At 52.2% G+C, this 1221-nt stretch carries 2 protein-coding genes; both read right to left on the bottom strand.

Going from position 1 to position 1221, the window contains the following annotated elements; translation table 11 throughout:
* Positions 1–249 (bottom strand): DUF1194 domain-containing protein (locus tag ACXJ5O_RS27480; protein WP_457302674.1); only part of this gene is annotated, 249 nt, incomplete at its 3' end.
* A gap of 141 nt (positions 250–390) precedes the next feature.
* The coding region (locus ACXJ5O_RS27485; RefSeq protein WP_457302673.1) for an aminomethyltransferase family protein at positions 391–1221 on the bottom strand (831 nt) is incomplete at its 5' end.

Raw genomic sequence — 1221 nt, forward strand, 5'->3', positions numbered from 1 at the left:
GGCCCACTCCACATAAGTAATGGCTACACGACCGTGAATACCGTCGCGAATGGCATCGACGACGTCCTTGCGCCGGAGCGCAGCGACGTAACCGTCGCGCTGGATTTTCTGCTCGAAGGTTTCCATGGATCGGGATGCGTCGACGGCCAAAACCAACTCGACATCGACCTCAGTATCCGCTGCTTGCGCGCGCACCGAAAAACTGGCTAACAAAGCTGCCAGTGACAGAAAACTACAAAGAGTCTTCATACGCGATGACATGCATGAAGTGTAACTCAAATCGCAGGAACGCAAAGCGACTTCCAGCGCGATCACATTCTGTTGAACAAAGGCGCCGAAGCAAAAAATGGCGCCCTTTGGCGCCATTCTCAAGATCGGTTTTCGACAGGTTTAAGCCTTCAAGCGCTCATTTTCGGTATCGAACGGCGATTCCGGAATGACGATCGCTTTGTGGGTCTTTCCCAATATCTTGATCTCGACCTGAGTACCGAGAGCAGAGTATTCAGGCTTCACCATCGCAAGCGCTATACTTTTGCCGAGGCGCCAGCCATAGCCACCATGAGTGGCACGGCCAACAAGTTCACCTTTCACATATATCGGTTCACTACCGCGCGCATCGACATCCGATACACCCGGAACAAGCACTTCGAGTGTGACGAAATTCCATTTCAGACCATTTTCACGCGCCTTGACCACAGCGTCACGTCCGATGAACTCTCCCTTGTTGGGATGAACGAAGCGATCAAGACCGCTTTCAAACGCATTGTATTCGATAGACAATTCGCGCGGGATCAAGCGATATGACTTTTCTATTGCCATGGCTGTCATTGCACGGATACCGAAGGGCTTGATGCCAAATTCAGCGCCGGCTTCGAGCAACAGATCATAGATAGTATTCTGCTGTTCAATTGGATGGTGTAGTTCCCAGCCAAGCTCGCCAACGAAATTGACACGCAATGCATGCGCCGTTGCAGTACCGACGCTGATTTCCTTGCCGGAAAGCCACGGAAACGCCTCGTTGGACAGATCGGCACGCGTCAGTTTCTCCAGAACCTGACGGCTTTTGGGTCCCGCCAGAACGAGAACACCATACATCTGCGTAATAGGACTCAAGGTGACCGAGCCATCATTCGGCAGCAGCTTGTGCAGATAATCGTGGTCATGATTTTCGTAAGCGCCCGCCGAGACCAGATAGAATTTCCCTGGTGACCACTCATAGAC

Source organism: Phyllobacterium sp. P5_D12 (assembly GCF_054049495.1).